This window comes from Pyxidicoccus fallax (assembly GCF_012933655.1).
GTDB lineage: Bacteria > Myxococcota > Myxococcia > Myxococcales > Myxococcaceae > Myxococcus > Myxococcus fallax.
In genome coordinates this window covers 1-19,445 of the sequence record NZ_JABBJJ010000048.1, presented here as the reverse complement: position 1 = coordinate 19,445, position 19,445 = coordinate 1, and the positions used below count along the sequence as shown (strand labels likewise).

Genomic DNA, 19,445 nt, shown 5'->3' with positions numbered 1-19,445 from the left:
AAGGCTTTGCCCGCCCCGGGTGGCGAGCCTCTCAGGGCATGGCCCCGGAGGACAGGGTGGAGGCCGCCGGGGCCACACCGTGCGCCTTCTGACGGAGGTCGTCATAGTGGCGCAGCCAGGACACGTTGAGCGGGTCCAGCGAGAGCGCCTCGGCGTAGCGGGACAGCGCGTCACGCAGGGCGCGCTGCACCTCCAGCGCGTGGCCCTGCGTGAAGAGGGTGCGCGCGCGGGCCTCGGCGGCGGGACGCGCGGCCAGGAAGGCGCGGCGCATCGGCTCCACGGCCTCGTCGGAGAGGCCCGCCCGCACGCAGCAAGACAGCCCGGCGAGGTTGCCGCGGATGGCGTCGAAACCGGCGCGGTTCAGCGGCTCGCCCAGGGTGCGCCGGGCGGCCTCCACCCGCTGGCGCAGTGACTCCAGCGCGCGGCGCTGCTCGGCGGGCAGCGTGCGCTGGCGGAAGGCCTCCAACCGGCGCAGCGCGGCGATGGCGCGGCGGCGCACCTCGTCGAAGTCCACGTCGGGCCGCGCGCCCAGGAGGGCGTACGGGTCGCTCGCCACGGCGGCGGCGCGAGACAGCAGGCGGGCAAGCTCCCCGTCCGGCCGGGGCTCCGCGCCGCGCGGCCGCTCTCCCGCGAGCGCCTGGGCCAGCAGCTGGCGCAGCGGCTCCCCGGGCTCGGCGTACTGGACGAAGACGCCCGCGTCCACGTTCCACAGGCGCGCCTCGTCCTGGGTGACGAGGCGGACGACGTCGCACTCGCACGTCACCGTCCGCCCGGCGAAGGACAGCTCCGCCGGCAGGCGCGCCGCGAGCGGGGGCAGCACGCCGTTCCACGCGGCGAAGAAGCCGTCCGTCGTCACGTCACCGGCCTTCACGGCCACCAGCTCCTGGGAGACGGGCAGGCCCACGCGCACGGCCAGGCCCGGAGGCGCGGGGACGCACGGCGCGGAGACCTCCACCACCGGCGCGGGAGGCAGGCCCAGGGAGGCCTCCCTCAGCGCGAGGTGCAGCGGCGTGGCGCCGTCCTCCGGGACGACGCCTCCGAAGATGCTGACGTTCACCCCCGGCACCAGGGGAATGGGCCGCGCCATCATGCTCGGCGTCAGGGGAATGGGGTGCGGGAGGATGTCCCAGGGCACCCCCGTGACGGGAGCGGCGTCCACGGGCCTGGCCACGGGCGCATCTCGCACCAGGTCGTCCACCACGATTTCGATGTCCTCCAGCTCCTGCTCCTCCACGGGAGCGGGGCGCGGCGCGGGACGCGCGGCAGCGCCGAGGCAGCCCGCGAGCGCCTCGCGGAAGGCGCGGGCATCCGGGAAGCGCTCCTCGGGGCGCTGGGCCAGGGCGCGCAACAGCACGGCCGAGAGCGCTCCGGGCACGCTGGGGTTGAGCGCGTGCGGCTCCGGCGGCGCCAGCTCGCCCACGCGGCCGAAGCCGAAGGGCAGCCGCCCGGTGACGAGCAGGTAGCCCACCACGCCCAGCGCATACAGGTCCGCGCGGCCGTCCACGGCCTCACCCGCCCACTGCTCGGGCGCGATGAAGGCGGGCGAGCCCACCACCATGCCGCAGGCGCGCTCCTCCTCGGAGAGGCTGGCGCTGAGGACGGCGCTGGCGCCGAAGTCGAGCACCTTCACCCGCCGCTCGCCGCGCGCGTCGCGGGTGAGGACGAGGTTGTCCGCGGAGAGGTCGCAGTGCACCAGCCCGCGCGCGTGCGCGGCCTCCACCGCCTCCAGCGCCTGGACGAGCAGCTCCACCGCCTCCACCGGCGCCAGCGGCATGGGCAGCCGCGAGAAGGGCTCCCCGTTGGCGTACTCCATGAGGAGGCACGGCAGGCCGCCGGGGCCGGGGCGCGCGTCGAGCGCGCGGGCCACATGCCGGTGCGTCAGCTCGCGCAGGGCGCGGGCCTCCCGGTAGAAGCGCGTGCGCATCTCCGGCCGCGCGGCCAGGTGCGGGTGCAGCACCTTCACGGCGAAGCGGTGCCCGGTGGGCGGATGCTCGGCGAGGTACACCGTGCCCAGCGCCCCCGCGCCCAGCCGGCGCTTGAGCACGAGCGGCCCGTGCCGCTGACCCTCCAGCGAGACGGCCGGGCAGGCGCTCCCAGCCGCGTGTTCCACCGCGCAGTGCTTGCATGCCATCGACGCCACCACCTCTTGCGCCCCGGGGTTGGGGCGGGCGGCGTTGGCACTGCAACCTCCGTGCAGTGGCGCTTCGTCCGGGAGTGGACAGGGCAACCTCCCGGGAGAGCGAGTGCGCAGGGGAGCGGGTCAACACGCACCCGTAATTCTTCCAGAGGGAGCCAAGGAGGGCCTCGGAAGATTCGACTGTCACCCCCGCCCGCGGGCTCCGGTGCCGAGGGGGAAATCCTTCCATGCCCGTCCGTCACCTCGGCCGCCGCGGCTGTAGCACGCACAAGCACAGCGGCTGGCTTCATGCCCTGTTCCTCGCGCTCGGAGTGCCGCGGGCTTCGGCCCTCGGCGCGTCGGAACGAAAGTTCCTCACAGGCGCTCGGCCGTCGGACTGCTGGGTTGCTGCTTTCACGCTGCTCGGGCGGAGCGGGCTTCCCAGATTCAGGGGGGCCCAGGGCCTGGGCTGCGCGTGGAGGTTCCGCACATGTCGAGTCAGCCAGTGATGCCAGCGGCCTTCCTCGGGCACGGCAGTCCCATGAACACGCTCGAGCACAACCGCTACACCGAGGCGTGGCGCGCCTTCGGTGCATCCGCCCCCCGCCCGCGGGCCATCCTCATGGTGTCGGCGCACTGGTACATCAACGCGACGGCGGTCACCGCGATGCCGAGGCCCAAGACGATTCACGACTTCTACGGCTTTCCCCAGCCGCTCTTCGACGTGCAGTACCCCGCGCCCGGTCTGCCCGAGCTCGCCGAGGAGGTCGCGGACGTGGTGAAGCCCACCTATGTGGGCGCGGACGTGGACAGCTGGGGCCTGGACCACGGCACGTGGTCGGTCCTGGTGCACGCCTTCCCGGCCGCGGACGTGCCCGTGGTGCAACTGTCCATCAACGCGCTCAAGCCACCCGAGTACCACCTGGAGCTGGGAGCAAAGCTGGCCCCGCTGCGCGAGCGCGGCGTGCTCGTGATGGGCAGCGGCAACGTCGTGCACAACCTGCGGGCCATCGACTGGGGCTCGCCCCAGGGCGCCTTCGACTGGGCGCGGCGCTTCGACGAGCAGGCCCGCGCGTTGATGAGGGAGAAGCCCGCGGACGTGCCGTCCCTCGTCGGACACCCGGACTTCCCGCGCGCGGTGCCCACTCCGGACCACTTCGTTCCGCTGCTCTACATCGCCGGGCTCGCGTCAGCCGCCGGCACGTCAGCGAACGTGCTGGTCGATGGATACGCGTACGGCTCACTGTCCATGACGTGCTACACGCTCGGCGCGCGCTGCCCTCCCGTGGGGCAAGGGCGCGAGGAGTCGGCCCCCCTGACCGGCGCGGCACCGCCCGACAGCGCCAACGTGTGAGCGCGCACGTGGAGGCGTCCGTGGCGCGTGACGCCTGCTTCGGCCGGACAAGCCCCGGAAGCGCTCGTCGAGCAGGCCGCGGGTTCCCGGGGCCCGCTCGACGTGGCCCGCTCGGAGTTACAGGAACTTCGTCATCTTGCGAGCCTTGAGCGCCTCGACGACCTTGCGCACGTCCTGGCTCTTGTCCTTCGGCACCACGAGGACGGCGTCGCCGGAGTCCACCACCACCATGTCGGTGAGGCCCACGACGGACAGCGGGCGCTTGTCGGCGAGCACCACGCAGTTCTTGCAGTCCACCACCACCGCCGAGTCACCGGACACGACGTTGCCGTTGGCGTCGGCGGGGCGCACCTCGGGAATGGCGGCGAACGAGCCCACGTCCGACCAGCCGAAGTCACCCGGCAGCACCGCGATGTTGGACGCCTTCTCCATGACGCCGTAGTCGATGGAGATGGACGGCAGCTTCGGGAAGACCTTCTTCAGCACGGCCCCGAAGGTGCGCTTGCCCGCGGCCTTGCGCATCGCCTCCAGGCCCTTCTTCATCTCCGGCATGTGCTGCTCGAAGGCGGCCAGGATGACGTCCGCGCGGAACAGGAAGATGCCGCCGTTCCACAGGTAGTCACCCGAGGACACGTACGTGCGCGCCGTCTCCAGGTCCGGCTTCTCCTTGAAGGCCTGCACCTTGCGGCCGCCGCCCTCCAGGGGCTCACCCACCTGGATGTAGCCGTAGCCCGTCTCCGGGTGCGCGGGCTTGATGCCGAGCGTGACGAGGTGGCCCGCCTCGGCGAGCTTCGCGGCCTCGGCCAGCGTGGCCTTGAAGCCGGGCACGTTGGCCACGTGGTGGTCCGAGGGCAGCACCACCATGACGCCCTTCGAGTCGCGCGCGGCGACCTGCACGGCGGCCAGGGCGATGGCGGGCGCGGTGTTGCGCGCCACGGGCTCCACCAGGAGGTTGGCCTTGGGCAGTCCCTTCACCAGCTTCGCCGCCGTCTTCGCATGCAGCGGGCCGCAGACGATGAAGGTGTCCTTCACCGAGGCGAGCCCCTTGAGGCGGCCGGCGGTGTCGGTGATGAGCGGCTGCTTGGAGGCCAGCGGCAGGAACTGCTTGGGCCGGGCCTGTCGGGACAGCGGCCAGAAGCGGGTGCCGGAGCCACCGGCCATGATGACGGGGTAGAGGGCCATGCGGATGTCGAACTCCTGAGGGCGCACGGTCCACGCCGGCGCCAATGGCGGCGCACCATACCGTTTCGCCTTTTCCGGGAAAGGGGGCGCTTGCCCCGGGGACCCGGGTCCTCCCGGCTCCAGGCCGCCCGCCTGCCCCCCGCCCGGGGGGCCCGCGAAGACGGGTGAGAGTTTTGACCCGCCCCCAAAAAGCCAGTCTCATGCCGCGCTGTTGGACTTCCTCAAGGCCAGATCCACCGGGCTGACGCTCGTCCTCACCGTCGCGCTGGCGTTGGGGCTGTCGCTTGCCCCGGTTCCCGAAGCGCTGAGCCCCATTCCGAGCCTGCGACGCGCCGGCCCGGTCGGGCCCAAGCTGACGGCGCTCGTGCTGCCGGCGTCGCTGACGGGAAAGCGCCCCGCGCGCCCGCCCTCGGACACGATGGTCGCGGACGCCCCCGGTGCGCCCGCCCTTCCTCCAGAAGAGGAGGACGAGGCGCCCGACGCCGGAGCGGCCCTCGCGGACGCCCCCGCCCTTCCCGCCGTGCCCACGAAGCCCGGCATCGGCCTGGAGGAGCTGAGCGCCCCCACCCTGGCCCGCGCGCTGGAGCTGGAGTCCCTGCGCGAGCGCATGGGCGCCCAGCACGTGGACATCGAGCTCAACTGCCGGAAGGCCGGCGCGGACGGAGCGTGCCTGGAGGACGGGCTCGCCCCCTTCACCCGCGCCCTGGCCGAGCTGCGCGCGGACACCCGCCGGACGCCCGTGCGGGTGGTGCACCTGGGCGACTCGCTCATCGCCTCCGACTACATCACCGACACCGTGCGCGACCGCCTCCAGGAGCGCTTCGGCGCGGGCGGCAAGGGCTTCCTCTTCATCACCCGCCCGGCCAGCGCCGGCCGCTGGACGCGCTCCGGGCGCGGCTCGGACGGCTGGGTGATTGAACGGCTGGTGGACACGAAGTGGCCCCGCGACAGGGTGGGCTGGACGGGCGTGGCCTTCAGCTCCAGCGGCGGCTCGCAGAGCACGCGCTATGACGTGGAGGGCTCGCGGGTGGCGGAGCTGTTCTTCCTCGCCCAGCCCGCCAGCGGCTCCGTGGCGCTGTCCGTGGACGGCAAGACGCTGCAGCGCGTGCAGACGCGCGGCTTCTCCAAGACGAAGTCCGAGGCCGCCTTCGCCCGGGTGAATCTGCCCGAGGGCGCGAAGACGCTGTCCCTCACCACGTCCGGCAAGGTGGAGTTGCACGGCGTGTCGCTGGAGACGGGCGCGCCCGGCGTCGTCTACGACACGGTGGGCCTCCTGGGCGGCATGGCCGAGGTGTACCTGCGCGCCCAGCCCGCCGCCTTCCGCGCGCAGCTGCGCCAGCGCAAGCCGTCCATGGTGGTGCTGATGGTGGGCGGCAACGAGGCCTTCTTCTACTCGAGAGACCGCACCACCCTGGACGAGGTGCGCCAGCAGATGAAGGACCTGGTGGCCCGCGTGCGCGCCAACGTGCCGGACGCCGCGTGCCTCGTCATGTCCCCCATCGACGCGGGCGTGCGCACCATGAGCGGCGAGGCCATTCCGCGTCGCGGCTCCAAGGAAGTGGGCGACATCTTCCGCGAGGAGGCCCGCGCCGGTGGCTGCGCCTTCTGGGACGCCTACACCGCCATGGGCGGCGAGGGCTCCGCGCTGCGCTGGCTCGACGAGGGGCTGATGCTGGAGGACCTCGTCCACCCGCGCGCCAAGGGCTCGGACCTGCTGGGCCACCTCCTCGACCTGGCGCTGCAGCGCGCCTTCGCGAAGTCCCACGCGCCGCTCGTCCCCGTCAGCGACACGCCGGGCCTGCAGGGCGCGGACGCGGCGCTGGTGAAGACCTTCTCGCGGATGAGCCGCCGCGAGGCCGGCGAGGCCCTGCGCCTGGGCATCTCCCAGCTCGGCGCGTCGCACACGGCCTCGCACTACTTCACAGACGCGGTACGCGAGGTGCTGGCTAAGCGCTTCGGCGACGCGGGCCGGGGCTTCATCGCCGCCGGCAAGCCGTCCCAGCGCCTGGACGCCGCGCGCGTGGCCCGCGAGCTGGAGGGTGACTGGACGGTGGAGGACGCGCTGGAGGCGCCCGCTGGCGGCCTCTGGGGGCTCACCGGCGTGCGCGCCGTGGGCGCCCCGGGCGCGAAGCTGCGCATCCAGTTCTGCAAGGGCTGCCCGGACGCGAAGACGCCGTCGGGCCGGTTGGACCTGTACACGCTGGACATGCCGGGCGCGGCCGCTCCGGACATCACCGTGGACGGCGAGCCCATGCCGCCGGACGCGCCGCTGCCCGAGCCGCTCGCCGCGCCCACCGTGCGCGTGCGCTCCTTCCCCGTCTCCGGCCCCGCGCACACCGTGCAGGTGGCCGCGCCGGCCAACGGCGGCGTCACCGTGCTGGGGGCCTCGCTGGAGCACGACACGCCCGGCGTCGTCCTGGACGCGCTGGGCCTGCCCGGCGCCACCGCCTTCAACCTGCGGGACATGGACGCGGCGGCGGTGGACACGCAGCTCACCTCGCGGCGCCCGGACCTGCTCGTCTTCTGGTACGGCACCAACGAGGCCAACAAGGCGGACCTGGACGCGGCCGAATTGCGCCGCGACTACACCGCGCTCATCGGCCGGCTGCGCAAGGCCACCAACGCCGAGTGCCTCCTCGTGGGCCCCACGGACCGGCTGGCCCAGGACGCCAACGGCCGGTGGAGCGAGGCCCCCGCGCTGGCGCCAGTGCTGAACACCCTGCCCCAGGTGGCGAAGGACGCGGGCTGCGCGTACTGGTCCGCGCGCGCGGCCATGGGCGGTGAGCGCTCCATGCTGCGCTGGCAGCGCACGCAGCCGGCGCTGGGTCACCCGGACGGCGTGCACCTGACGCCGGAGGGCTACGCGCGGCTGGCGGGCGCGTTCGTGCGCGACTTCCTCGCCGCCTACGAGGCCCACAAGAAGGGCCAGCCCACCGCGCGCGTGGAGGACAACTGACGTGCTGTCCCACAGCCTCCAGTACCTGGTCTTCGTCATCGCGGTGTTCGCCCTCTACTGGGCGGTGCACCGCCAGTATTGGGCCCGCATGGCCGTACTGCTGGTGGCGAGCACGTACTTCTACGCCGTCTTCACGCCCTTCCCCCTGCTCATCTTCCTGGTGGGCGTCACGGTGGACCACCTGCTGGTGAAGGGCATGGCGCGCGTGCGGTCGCAGGGCGCGCGCAAGGCGCTCGTCACGCTGTCCGTCGTCTCCAACCTGGGCCTGCTGGCGGGCTTCAAGTACCTGGAGCTGTTGCGGCAGACGGCGGTGTCGCTGCTGGCGCCGCTGGGCGTCGAGGTGCGCACGGAGCCCTTCAGCCTGCTGTTGCCGGTGGGCCTGTCCTTCTACGTCTTCCAGGCCATCAGCTACACGGTGGACGTGTACCGGGGGAAGGCGAGCGCGGAGCACTCCTTCTTCGAGCACCTGCTGTACATGCTCTTCTTCCCGCGCGTGGTGAGCGGCCCCATCGTCCGAGCGTCGGAGCTGATGGCGCACTTCCGCGAGGTGCCGTCGCTGACGGCCGAGCAGGGCGGCCACGCGCTGTTCCGCATCGCGGTGGGCCTGGTGAAGAAGCTGGTCATCGCGGACGTGCTGGGCAGCGGCATCGTCGACCCGGTGTTCGGCGCGCCGGAGAAGTACGCCTCCGCCGAGTGCATCGTCGCCGCGGTGGCCTACACCTTCGAGCTCTACTACGACTTCTCGGGGTACTCGGACATCGCCATTGGCGTGGCGGCGCTGTTCGGCTTCAAGTTCCCGGAGAACTTCAACCGGCCGTACCTGGCGAAGAACATCGGCGAGTTCTGGAACCGCTGGCACATGAGCCTGTCCACGTGGCTGCGGGACTACCTGTACCGGCCGCTGGGTGGCAACCGCGTGTCCAAGCCGCGCGTGCTCTTCAACCTGATGACGGTGATGGTGCTGGGCGGCCTGTGGCACGGCGCGGACTGGCGCTTCGCCGTCTGGGGCGCGGTGCACGGCGTGGCGCTCGGCATCTCCCGCTGCTGGGAGTGGTGGGTGGGCAAGCCCGAGTCGCCGGGCATCCCCCGCGTGGCGGTGGGCATGCTGGCCACGTTCACCATCGTCGTGCTCACCCGCGTCGTCTTCCGCGCGGCGGACATGACCCACGCGGGCGAGTTCTACGCGCGGATGATGGCGGGCGTGCCCGGCATCGCCAACGTCAGCCCGCTGGTGTGGGGCATGCTGGCGGCGGCCGTGTTCTTCCACGCCGTGCCCATGAAGCTCTACACCGTGTCGTCGGAGCTCTTCGTGCGGATGCCCGTGCCGGTGCGCGCCGTGGCCCTGGTGCTGCTCGGCCTGGGCATCCGCCACCTGTCCGCCGTGGAGACGCGCCCGTACGTGTACCTGCAGTTCTAGACAGCGCGGACGGCATCGGCCGTAGACATTTTCAGCATCACAGCAAATCAGGTGATTCCAGACAACCCCGGGTATCGTGCGCCCGGGCCATCGACCTTCGCGGAGGACTTCGCGAGCCGGTGTGCCCCATCCCGTACGACTCCGAGGAATCACCATGCGCAGACCCCTGCTGTTCCCGCTGTGTCTCTCACTCGCCCTGGGCTGTGCTCCCGAGCCCGCGTCCCCCGACGCGCCGGTCGAGGGCGCTCCGGCCGAGGCGGCGAGCACGGCGCCACTGCTGGCCCCCCTGCCGAAGCTGCGTGTCAGCAGCAACTCGCGCTTCCTGGTGCGCGAGGACGGCACCGGCTTCTTCTACCTCGCGGACACCGCGTGGGAGCTGTTCCACCGCCTCAACCGCACCGAGGTGCAGACGTATCTGCAGAACCGCGCGGACCGCGGCTACACCGCCGTGCAGGCGGTGGCCGTGGCCGAATTGGACGGCGTGAATACGCCCAATGCGCATGGGGACCGGCCGTTCCTCAACGGCAACCCGGCGACTCCCGCCACGACAGCGGGCGCGGACCCGGCGGACGCCACGCAGTACGACTACTGGGACCACGTCGACTACGTCGTCGGTGAGGCCGAGGCGCGCGGCATCTACGTGGCCATGCTGCCCACGTGGGGCAGCCACGTGGTGGGCGGCACCATCAACACGTCCAACGCGGAGGCGTATGGCCGGTTCCTCGGCAGCCGCTACGCGAGCCGCTCCATCATCTGGGTGCTCGGCGGAGACCGTCCCGCGAATGGCTACGAGGCCGTGTGGCGGGCCATGGCCCGGGGCATCGCCATCGGCGTGTCCGGCACCGAGGACTACAGCCAGGTGCTGATGACGTACCACCCGCCGGGCGGCGCGAAGTCCTCCACGTGGTTCCACAGCGACGCGTGGCTGGACTTCAACATGCAGCAGAACGGGCACTGCACGAACACGGACGTGTGGAACCGCATCGCCGCGGACTACGCGCTGACGCCCACCAAACCGACGCTGGACGCCGAGCCGCTCTACGAGCAGCACCCCATCTGCTTCAACGCGGGCGCCAACGGCTACTCCAACGACTACGAGATTCGGAAGTTCGCGTACTGGGACGTGTTCGCTGGCGCCTTCGGCCACACGTACGGGCACCACTCGGTATGGCAGATGTACGCGCCGGGCCGCTCGCCGGTAAATGGGCCGCAGAACTACTGGTACGAGGCCATCAACCAGCCGGGCGCCGCGCAGATGCGGCACCTGCGGCGGCTCATCGAGTCGCGGCCCTTCCTCGTGCGGATTCCGGACCAGGGCGTGCTCGCCTCGGCGGCGGGCTCGGGGACCAGCCGCGTGCAAGCCACGCGCGGCTCGGATGGGAGCTACGCCTTCGTCTACAGCGCGGCCGGACAGCCCTTCACGGTGAACATGGACCGCATCGCCGGGGGCACGGTGCGCGCCTCCTGGTACGACCCGCGCGTCGCCACGTCGCAGGTGATTGGCACCTACCCGAACACGGGGACCCGCCAGTTCGTGCCACCCTCCAGCGGCGCGGGAAATGACTGGGTGCTGGTGCTGGACGACGCGTCGCGGAACTTCCCGCTGCCGGGCGACGTGCTCCAGCCGGGCTCGCTGTACCGGGCCATCAACCTGAACGGCTCGGCCACGGTCATCGACGGGCAGAGCTGGGAGGGGAGCAACGCGCCGAACTACACGTACACGGGGACGGCGTTCGCCAATCAAGCGGTGACGCTCAACCCGGCCACGGACGCGAACCGGTCGGCGATGATTCGCTCCTCCATCTGGAGCACGTCGGCGGCGGTGCGGCTGCAGTCGGTGCCGTCGGGCACGTACACGGTGTACCTGTACACGTGGGAGGACAATGACGCGGAGACCTTCAGCATCTCGCTGGAGGGCTCGGTGGTGCAGGCGAACTACAACAGCGGCTCCGCGGGCACGTGGCGGCGGCTGGGGCCGTGGACGGTGAACGTCACGGACGGCACGCTGGACCTGACGACCTCGGGTGGCGCGGCCAACCTGTCCGGCATCGAGGTGCACCGCGCGAACAGCCAGCCGAGCGGCTTCGTGCGCGGCATCAACTTCAACGGCGGCGCGGTGACCATCGAGGGCAACGCGTGGCTGTCGTACTCAGCGGCGCTGTCGAGCGGGCTGACGGTGAACGCGCCCAACCTGACGACCACCACCGTGACGCCGAACCCCGCGACGGACGCGGCCACGAACGCGATGCTGAACACGGCCATCTGGAAGCAGGCCGCGGACCTGCAGGTGGGTCAGCCGGTCTCCAACGGCAGCTATCAGGTGTACCTGTGGGTGATGGAGAACTACCAGTCCAACGCGCGCTCGTTCCGCGTGCGGCTGGAGGGTGTGGAGGTGGCCAGCGGCGTGGGCAACCTCGCGCTCGGCGCGTGGAGGAAGTACGGCCCGTACACCACGTCGGTGAGTGACGGGTTCCTCAACCTGGACCTCGTCGCCACCACGGGTGACACGCACCTGATGGGCATGGCGGTGTTCCGGTAGCCGCCCCGCGTGAAGTGGGCCCGCCGGGAGCGTGTGGCTCCTGGCGGGCCTGGCCGTGTTTCCTCGAAAGGATTTCGCGATGCTGATGACACTGCTCCTGGTGGTGCTGGCCGCGTCTCCCTGCTCACCGTCCGAGACGACGGCGGTGTGCCAATGCAAGCAGGGCGTCGCCTCGGCGTGCGAGGCGCTCCGGCAGACCGACCCGAAGCTGGCGGCGAAGCTGGAGCAGGAGGCGGCGCAACGCGCGCAGCAGGCCTCGAAGCCCGTGGTGCTGACCGGGCAGCAACACCACGTCATCTCCAAGCGCATCGCCGACGTCTTGAGCAAACACGACACCCTCAAGGGTCTGTATCAGGCACGCGACCCACGCTTCGTCACCCAGGCCGTCGACAAGGCAGCGCATAATGGGTACCAGCACTGGCACCGGCAGGTCGACGAAGAGGTTGTCACCTGGCTCTGGAACAATCGAACGGCGACACCCGCGCAGTTCGAAGCCTTCTTGCGCTCCATCTACTCGCGCCCTGAGATGCTGGCGAGGTTTCCCAATGGGTTCTGAGCCCCACTCTCCCTCACGATTCTTCGTCCTCCGTAGCGAGAGAAACACCCGCTACGACACCGAGTTCTTCATCATCGATGAGACAGAACCAGGTCCCGCGCCTCGGTGTCCACGATGTGGCGGCGTCGTGGGGATGTTGACGTGGCGCCCGCCGCACCGCGTGAAGCTGCAGTTCCACGGGGAGGAGCCCGGTGACTTCGTGCAGTTCCTCGGCGTGGGTCCGTACCTCATCGTCTCGGAACGCTTCGCGGACGCATTCCGAGCAGAGGGACTCACGGGCCTGCACGGATTTGAACCTGTAGAGGTCGCCAAGATCCGGCGTCAGCGGCGCCGTTCCAAGACTGACTACGCGCTACCGCATTACTTCTTCGTCACCGTGTCCTTCGGCTCGGCGCTGGTGGACGAGGCTCGGAGCCAGATTCTGCGGCCGGGCCCCTTCACCTGCGACTATTGTCGCGCCATCGGCACAGACGGCTTCAATGGCTTCGTCCTGGAGCCAGGAAGCTGGAACGGAGACGACGTCTTCGAGCCTCGGGGCCTCGGAGTGCACGTCGTCTCGGAGCGCTTCGCGCACTTCGTCTCCAAGCACCAGCTGACCAACATCGTGCTCACGCCCACGGAGCGCTACGTCTGGGACCCGCTCCGGCGCTTCTCCCAGCCCGTCTCCGGTTAGCCCTTCAGTTGCTCAACCCCAGCGTCGCCGCCATGCCCGGCACCTGCGTCACGTGGTTGAGGAAGTCCCGGAGGATGCGCGCCGTGGCGCCCCAGATGACGTGGGTGCCGTACGTATAGAAGTACAGCTCGCGCTCGGCCCCGAAGACCTCCCGCTTCTCCACGCGGAGGATGGACGGGTCCAGCAGGTTCGCCAGCGGCACCTCGAGGATGAACGCCACCTCGTCCGCGCTCGGGTTGTACTGGCCGTCACCGGGGATGACACCCACGAAGGGGCTGACGCGGTACTGCGAGATGGTGGGCACCTCGTCCAGCATCCCGAGCACCCGCACCCGCCGCCGGTCGACTCCCAGCTCCTCCTCCGTCTCGCGCAGCGCGGTGTGCAGCGGCGTCGGGTCCTCCGCGTCGCGCCCGCCCCCGGGGAAGCTGTACTGGTCCGCGTGCGTACGCAGCGTGGGCGGCCTGCGCGTGAAGAGCACGTGCGGCACCCCGTCCCGCTCGAACACGGGCACCAGCACCGCGGCCTCCCGCAGCACCAACCCCGGCAGGTTCACCGGGCGCGCCGGCCGCGACGACAACCGCGACTCCAGCGATTGGAACAACGCCTCCACGCTCACGACTCACGTCCCTCTCTAGTCCGTTACCTGCTTCTCGACCTGCTGCTTGCCCGGCTCGGGCGGCACGTCGACGTTCTCCAGGCCCGAGCGCGGGCTGAGCTTCCCCATCTGGAGCAGCACCAGCAGCAGCACGCCCAGCGCCACGCGGTACACCACGAACACCAGCATGGTGCGCGAGCGCAGGTAGCTCAACAGCCAGGCAATGGCCGCCATGCCCGAGCCGAACGCCACCAGCGTGCCCACCCACAGCGAGAGGGCGGACGGGCGCTCGGTGGCCTCCAGCAGGTGCTTGAGCTCGAAGACGCCCGCCAGCGTGGTGGCGGGGATGGACAGCAGGAAGGAGTAGCGCGCCGCGTCCTCGCGCTTGAGGCCCAGCGCCAGCCCGCCCGTCATCGTCGTGCCCGAGCGGGACGAGCCCGGAATCAGCGCCACCGCCTGGAACAGGCCGATGAGGATGCCGTCCTTCCACGTCATGTCCGCCAGCGTCCGCCGGTGCGAGGCGGTCCGCTCCACCACGAAGAGGATGAGCGCCAGGATGATGAGGCTGCCGGCGATGACGTACAGGGAGCGGAACTCGTTCTCGATGAGCTTCTTGAAGGCCAGCCCGCACACCCCGATGGGCAGCGTGCCCACCAGGACGAACCACGCCAGCCGCGACTCCAGCGTGCCGAAGGGCTCGCGCCGCGCCAGCCCCCGGAAGAAGGCCGCCGTCAGCGCGACGATGTCCTTGCGGAAGTAGATGAGCACCGCGGCCACCGTGCCCAACTGGATGACCGCCGAGTACGCCGCTCCCGGGTCCTTCCAGCCGAACAGCTCCGGCGCGATGCGCAGGTGCGCGGTGGAACTGATGGGGAGGAACTCGGTGAGACCCTGGACCAGACCCAGGACGATGGCTTCGAGGAGGCTCATAAGCGCGGGCCCCGGATGTATGCCCGGACACCCCCGCCAGCAAGGGCGTTCGTCCGCGTGTGTGTGCGCCCACACGCACCGCCCCCGGGTCCGGGTAGGCTGGACACCGCGCCATGCCCCCTGCCCCACCGTGCCCCTGCTGCTCCGGCCTCCGCTACCGCGAGTGCTGTGCCCCCTTCCACCGCGGCGAGGCGGAGCCTCCCGACGCCGAGCGCCTCATGCGCAGCCGCTACAGCGCCTTCGCCCAGCGTGACGTGGCCTACCTGTGGAAGACGCTGCACCCGGACCACCCGGACCGCGCGCGTCCCCGCGACGAATACCTGCGTGACTTGCGCGCCTACGCCCAGGGGCACCAGTTCCCCAAGCTGGTGGTGATGGACCGGCGGCCCCCGGACGCCAGCGGACTGGCGCAGGTGCTCTTCTTCGCCAAGGTGTTCGAGAAGGGGAAGGACCGCTCCTTCGTGGAGCGCTCCGACTTCCGCCACGACGGCACCGGCTGGCGCTACCTGTCCGGCGTGGCGCGCCTGCCGAAGGAGCTGCCCGTCCCGCCGGAGTCCCTCACGCTCGCCACGTTCCCGGAGTAGCGCGGGGAAGGTGACGCGGTAGCCGCCCGCCTCGGAAGGAGGAAGGCGGCCACCGGTGCATCACGACCTGGCGCTCAGGCCACGTCGCCGGAAGACCGCGGGCAGATGCCGCCCGTGTCATCCGGGTCCGGCGGAGGCTTGTCGCCAATCTCCGTCGAGTCCGGCTCCTCCCCGGGGCCCGTGGGCCACGGGATGGAGTCGAAGAAGCCGGCGGAGTGCCCGGCCACCGCGAGCATCCATGGCAGCCGCTGCGGCTGGATGTCGCCCGGGTCATTGGGGCCATTCGGCGGGTCGTCTCCAATCTCCCCCGAGTCCGGCTCATCCCCCGGCCCCGTGGGGAACAGAATGGGCCCGGAGGACTCCACGAGCCGGACCGGGCCCGCCACGTGTGCCGGCACTTGCGGCTGGATGTCACCCGGGTCACGAGGACCATTCGGCGGCGGGTCGCCAATCTCCGTCGAGTCCGGGTCCTCCCCGGGCCCATGCGGCACCACGATGGGCCCCACGGGCCCGGTGGCCCCCATCGCCGCACCCGAGCCCAGCACCATCACCACGAACATCCACAACCGATGCTTCATCTCATCCCCCTCAATGCGAAACGGGCCGGCCCATCCCGTCTCGGAATGCACCCTATCGAGGGGCTCTGACACCGCACGTGCCGCCCGCACGCATCACGGGCGGCACACCGCCATAAGCCGCTACCGGGGAACCGGGGCCCCGGGCACGGGCTGCGTGCCGGAGCCGGTCACCGGGTCGCTCACCCCATCCACCGCGATGGCCGTGGTCCAGGCCAGGCGGGTCAAGGTCTCGATGGGCTTCGGCCCCGCGTTGCCCGGATCCTTCGGATCCGGCGGCGGGTCATCGCCAATCTCGTTTGCATCGATGCAGGGGTCGAGCGTCTCGTCATCCGCCCCCGAGCTCGTTTCCCCGGAAGTGGCTCCGGCGGCCGCGGCGACACCGCCGCTCGCGCGCCGGGCCCCCGGCACCTTCACGGGAGCGGTGTAGAGGACGACCGGCACACCCGCCTTGTAGGCGTTCGCGAGGAACGACTCTCGCGCGGCCCGCGTTCCAGACACGAGGTAGGTGAACGACCGGGTCCGTACATTGACGCCAGCCGCATGGAACGCCCCGGTCTCCTGACAGAGGAACCCGACGACATGCGTCGCTCCCGGCGGAGGAGATGCCCCCGGCGGCAGCTCCTTGACTGGCGGAGCCGCGGGCACCGGCCCCGGCTCGGGGCAGGTATCCGGCGTGGGCCTGGGTTCCCCGAAGATGCGGCAACCCGACAGCGAAGCCGCCAACAACACACACCACACGAGTCTCTTCATCGTCGACTTCCCCCTCACACTCAGGATGGGAACACCCCATCCTCAATCAAATACAAGCACCGAGCGCACCCAACTCTCGGGGTCTCGCCCGAGCCATTCCATGCGCACGCCACGAAGGGCAACCGCCGCGGGCGCGCCATGCCGGATACGCTCTCGAACGGCATTGAAGAACGCTCCGGCCTCCGCATCCGGCACGTCCACCGTGGCGGCAATCACCGCGCGAGCTCCCGCCTTGATGAATGCGTCCGGCAGGCTGAATCGCTCATACGTCCACGGTGCTCCATGCGCGGCTCGACAGGCCGCCAGGATGACCAGCGGCTGCCCTCGGAGCCGAAGCTCCTGGACCTCTCCTGCTGTCAACGCATAGCGGCCGCCATCTTCCTGGGAAAGCACCAGCAACGACGCCTCGGAGAGGTTCGGGTTCACCAACCCATGCGCATGGACCTCGACCTCCGTGGCGTCGGTCATCTCCTCCATCACCCGAGAAGGCGTGGCCGCCTGCCCGGAGAGGACCGTGGTTCCCGGATCCAACGAACCGTCCCACGTATTCAGCGACGGCAGGCCCAGGCCGCGAGGCGCCACGACATCCGCCACCACCAGGCGCCTCGAAGGACCCGAGACCGGGGCTCCAGGAGGTGGCCGCGGCACGTAGTAGGCCCAGGCCATATCGACGGGCAACAGGCCCGCCCGGCCATGCAGCGGCGGGCGCGCCACGACGGCAACCTGCTGGCACGCACGCAGTGACGCCACCAGTGGCTCGGGAATGAGTCCTCGGAGATCTTCCCTCAATGGCGCGGTGCGGCTCGCGTCGTGGTGACTGAGCATTCCGCCATCTGGACCGAGACTGATGGCCAGCGTTCGCTCGTCATCCACCGTCACCGCGAGCAGGCACTGCCTGGGAAGGGAGCCCCCCAGCTCCTCACCGAAGAGCGCCAGCGCCTTCTCGTACTCACCTGCCCTCCCGGCGGAGAACACGAGCGAGGTGTAGCTGTATGCCTGGGCCTTGCGTGCGTGCACGTCGTATGCGGGAAGTTGCCGCGCCTCGGTGATGGCACGCCGGAGCAGCGCCTCGCCCCGCGCCCGGTCGCGCTGCACATGGAAACGCCCTTCGATGTGCGTGACGAGTGCACGCTCTCCCGGAGAGAGACTTCCCCGCTTTCGCAGAACCTCCATCCCCTCCTGCAGCTTGCGGTCCTGCTCCACGTCGGGATGCGTCCGCGAGAGGTCCACCAGCGTCTTGGCGGCGGACAGCAACAGCGGAGCATCGCACGACAGCGCGTCAGCCATGCTTGCCCGCGCTTCCACCCAGGAGAACTCCTGCAGCCGGGCCAGGGCATCATTCGCCCGGACGAAATGGCGGATGTTGCAGTCGTCCGGGGTCCGCGCGAGACGCTCTTCCAGGTAGGCCCGTGCCAGCGCGGCCTTCCCCAGAAATCGGGCGTTCTGCCCGAGTTGCAGCAACTGCACTCCCTCGGTCCATCGACTGTCATCGCGATATTCCGTGAGCGCCGCCTGCGCATGCCGGTTGGACTCGGGCAGGCGATGGAGCTGCCGGTAGAGGTTGGCCAGCGCCTCCTCGATGGGGATGCAGCGGTAGCCGATGGGCTGCGCTTCGCAGCGGTCCGCCGCGGCGAGCAGGAACTGCTCGGCCCGCAGGAACTCGCCGCGCCGGATGGCCGCGAGTGCCTTCTCATGGTCCGCCAACAGCAGGAACCAGGGGTCCCCCACCTCGGTGGCCAGTCTCTCGAACGTGTCCAGGTGCGCGTCGACCTTCTTCTCATGGACGAGAGCGCCCATGAACAGGTCGCGCTCGCCCGCCCGCAACGAATCCTCCAGGAACCGTGGCAGCCCCCCCTCGACCTGATGCGTGCGATACAGCTCCAGGTAGCGGGCAGCCAGTGGCCCTCGGCGGCGGAAGTCCCGCGATTGCGCCCAGCGGATGGCCTCCCGCAGGGCCGAATCGCCGTAGCGTGTATCCAGCGCCTCGGCCAGCGGCATCAGCGCCTGGAGCCGCTCCACCGAATCCGCCGCGCGGATGGCTTCATACAAGTACGCGCGGAAGACACCGGGCTTCGACTGGAGCATGTCTGGAGGAACGGTGTTCGTGCCGGTCACCAGCGCCTTGGCGGCGTCCATCGTCTCCTTCCACCGGTCCACCAACCGCGCACGCAGCACCTGCGCACGCGACCGCGCCTCCCCCGCCCAGCCGTGCTCCCCCAGCTCGGCCACGGCCTCGAAGGACCGCGCCGCCAGGGCCCACAGCTCCAGCTCGCCCAGCACCAGCCCGCGGTTCCACAGCGCCTGCGCGTGCTTCGGCTGCGCGCTCAGCACCCCCTCCAGCAGTTCGAGCGCCTCCGCGTAGTCCTTCCGGTCCAGGGCCAGCAGCGCCCTGTCGCTGGCCACGTCCGGCGATTCCGCCGCCTTCGTGAGATACGGCGCGGCCATCTCCGTGTTGCCGCGCACCAGGTACGCCGCCGCCAGCCCGTGCACATCCCCCTCCGCCTCCATCCGCGCCAACTCCGCCAGCGGAGCCGGAGGAGGCCGCGCCCCCGCGTCTCCCGAGCGCATGGGCCCATAGGGACGGTGGACGTCCGCTCCGGGGTAGCTCACCCGGGCCTCGATGGTGCGCGTGGGCGCGTGGGCCAGGAACAGGGCCGGGGACACCGGCTTCGCCCCCGCGCTCCGCCACTTCGGAAGGCCCACCGCCGCCGCGACAGCGCCCGCCACGACCGCCAGGCCCATGAGCGCGGCCCAGCGCAGACGTGGACTCCAGACATGAGGATTGTGCTCCACCGCCGAGCTCCCTACCTGTGTGCCGTGGCAATCCACGCCCACCCAACGACGGCGCCCGAAAATCTTCCCCGCCCGACGCTATGTCGCGTCCGGTGACACCGCGACATCCACTTGCCCGGCGCAACGGGTTTCATCTTCGCTGTACGGCGGAAACGCGCCGGAGCCCGCCACCGTGAGTCCACGAGGCCGCAGCCCCACGCTTCCGTGTCCGGGACACCACGCCGCCTCACTTCACGTGCCTCGCCAGAGCTGGCCCAGGCCTTGCTCCAGCCCCACCCTCCACGGCGGAACCGCGGTCCACCGCCCACACCGTCCCAGGAGTCCCTGAATGCTCTCGTCCCACCGCACGCGCGCCGCGCTCTTCGCGCTCACCACACTCGTCTCCACCGCCAGCGCCGCGGCGAAGCCACCCGCCCCGAAGC

The 19,445-nt window shown here is 70.8% G+C and carries 14 protein-coding genes; 7 read left to right on the top strand and 7 right to left on the bottom strand.

Translation table 11 applies throughout. From position 1 onward, the window contains the following. Window positions 1-31 precede the first annotated feature (31 nt). Complete coding sequence (locus HG543_RS13195) at window positions 32-2,131, bottom strand: serine/threonine-protein kinase (protein WP_169345092.1); 2,100 nt, start codon at window positions 2,129-2,131, stop codon at window positions 32-34. 475 nt (window positions 2,132-2,606) lie between these two features. Here HG543_RS13195 and ygiD point away from each other — a divergent pair, with 475 nt between their 5' ends. Next, the gene (gene ygiD / locus HG543_RS13190; RefSeq protein ID WP_169345091.1) at window positions 2,607-3,470 is read left to right on the top strand and encodes a 4,5-DOPA-extradiol-dioxygenase; all 864 of its coding nucleotides are present in this window, start codon (window positions 2,607-2,609) and stop codon (window positions 3,468-3,470) included. A 117-nt stretch (window positions 3,471-3,587) separates the two neighbouring features. On the opposite strand, the gene HG543_RS13185 is transcribed toward ygiD, so the two are convergent. After that, a complete protein-coding gene (locus tag HG543_RS13185; RefSeq protein WP_169345090.1) occupies window positions 3,588-4,652 on the bottom strand; it encodes a mannose-1-phosphate guanylyltransferase in 1,065 nt (354 codons plus the stop codon). A 211-nt stretch (window positions 4,653-4,863) separates the two neighbouring features. On the opposite strand from HG543_RS13185, the gene HG543_RS13180 reads away from it, so the two are divergent. The 5 genes from HG543_RS13180 (at window position 4,864) to HG543_RS55240 (ending at window position 12,793) form a co-directional block, all read left to right on the top strand. Then, complete coding sequence (locus tag HG543_RS13180; RefSeq protein ID WP_169345089.1) at window positions 4,864-7,608, top strand: GDSL-type esterase/lipase family protein; 2,745 nt, start codon at window positions 4,864-4,866, stop codon at window positions 7,606-7,608. A gap of 1 nt (window position 7,609) precedes the next feature. Beyond that, the gene (locus HG543_RS13175) at window positions 7,610-9,025 is read left to right on the top strand and encodes an MBOAT family O-acyltransferase (protein WP_169345088.1); all 1,416 of its coding nucleotides are present in this window, start codon (window positions 7,610-7,612) and stop codon (window positions 9,023-9,025) included. 154 nt (window positions 9,026-9,179) lie between these two features. Continuing rightward, the gene (locus tag HG543_RS13170; protein WP_169345087.1) at window positions 9,180-11,564 is read left to right on the top strand and encodes a glycoside hydrolase family 140 protein; all 2,385 of its coding nucleotides are present in this window, start codon (window positions 9,180-9,182) and stop codon (window positions 11,562-11,564) included. A gap of 79 nt (window positions 11,565-11,643) precedes the next feature. Further along, window positions 11,644-12,120 carry a Wall-associated protein precursor gene (locus HG543_RS13165; protein WP_169345086.1) on the top strand — a complete coding sequence of 159 codons (477 nt, stop codon included), beginning with the start codon at window positions 11,644-11,646 and terminating at the stop codon, window positions 12,118-12,120. 133 nt (window positions 12,121-12,253) lie between these two features. Continuing rightward, window positions 12,254-12,793, top strand: coding sequence for a hypothetical protein (locus HG543_RS55240; protein ID WP_246356986.1), 540 nt, complete (start codon window positions 12,254-12,256; stop codon window positions 12,791-12,793). Window positions 12,794-12,797: 4 nt separating this feature from the next. Here HG543_RS55240 and HG543_RS13155 read toward each other — a convergent pair whose 3' ends face one another. Both HG543_RS13155 and HG543_RS13150 read right to left on the bottom strand, forming a co-directional pair. Beyond that, window positions 12,798-13,409, bottom strand: coding sequence for a CoA pyrophosphatase (locus HG543_RS13155; RefSeq protein WP_169345085.1), 612 nt, complete (start codon window positions 13,407-13,409; stop codon window positions 12,798-12,800). Between the two features lie 15 nt (window positions 13,410-13,424). After that, window positions 13,425-14,318 carry an undecaprenyl-diphosphate phosphatase gene (locus HG543_RS13150; RefSeq protein ID WP_169345084.1) on the bottom strand — a complete coding sequence of 298 codons (894 nt, stop codon included), beginning with the start codon at window positions 14,316-14,318 and terminating at the stop codon, window positions 13,425-13,427. A gap of 113 nt (window positions 14,319-14,431) precedes the next feature. Between HG543_RS13150 and HG543_RS13145 the strand changes: the two genes are divergently transcribed. Continuing rightward, entirely contained in the window at window positions 14,432-14,902 is a 471-nt protein-coding gene (locus HG543_RS13145; RefSeq protein WP_169345083.1) for a YchJ family protein, read from the top strand. Window positions 14,903-14,976: 74 nt separating this feature from the next. Here HG543_RS13145 and HG543_RS13140 read toward each other — a convergent pair whose 3' ends face one another. From HG543_RS13140 to HG543_RS56785, 3 genes are all read right to left on the bottom strand, one after another. Beyond that, window positions 14,977-15,480: a hypothetical protein gene (locus tag HG543_RS13140; protein WP_169345082.1), complete on the bottom strand. Its 504-nt coding sequence runs from the start codon at window positions 15,478-15,480 to the stop codon at window positions 14,977-14,979. 120 nt (window positions 15,481-15,600) lie between these two features. After that, window positions 15,601-16,230, bottom strand: coding sequence for a hypothetical protein (locus HG543_RS13135; protein ID WP_169345081.1), 630 nt, complete (start codon window positions 16,228-16,230; stop codon window positions 15,601-15,603). A 42-nt stretch (window positions 16,231-16,272) separates the two neighbouring features. Beyond that, window positions 16,273-19,023 (bottom strand): CHAT domain-containing protein, encoded by a 2,751-nt coding sequence (locus tag HG543_RS56785; RefSeq protein WP_169345080.1) that lies wholly within the window; start codon window positions 19,021-19,023, stop codon window positions 16,273-16,275. Window positions 19,024-19,445: the final 422 nt, after the last annotated feature.